1 protein-coding gene is annotated in these 243 nt (G+C 53.1%); it reads left to right on the top strand.

Features of this window, described 5'->3' with window-relative positions; translation table 11 throughout:
* Positions 1-243 (top strand): hypothetical protein (locus AC0L20_RS41690; RefSeq protein WP_473295943.1); only part of this gene is annotated, 243 nt, incomplete at both ends.

The raw sequence follows: 243 nt of genomic DNA, 5'->3' as shown, positions 1-243 counted from the left end.
AAAGAATTTAGTGGTCAAGCGTCCCGATCCGAGCACACTGCATGTAATTTACCAAGATGGCATCGTTGAGATTTTGCAGCGTACCGGCTCGACCGTGCCGTACCGAATTGTTGCCATGCTGTTCGAAAATGGTGAACGGTTGACCTTCTCCTACGGTACGGCAGGTTTTCTGGAGCGCATCCTTAGCCACGAGCAAGAGGAGCTGCTTGTACTGACGTACTCTGGCGGGCGTTTGTCAGCGGC

The organism is Bradyrhizobium sp. Kon58 (assembly GCF_055807455.1).
The sequence above is the reverse complement of the archived record's forward strand: the minus strand, read 5'-3'. Positions and strand labels throughout refer to the sequence as shown.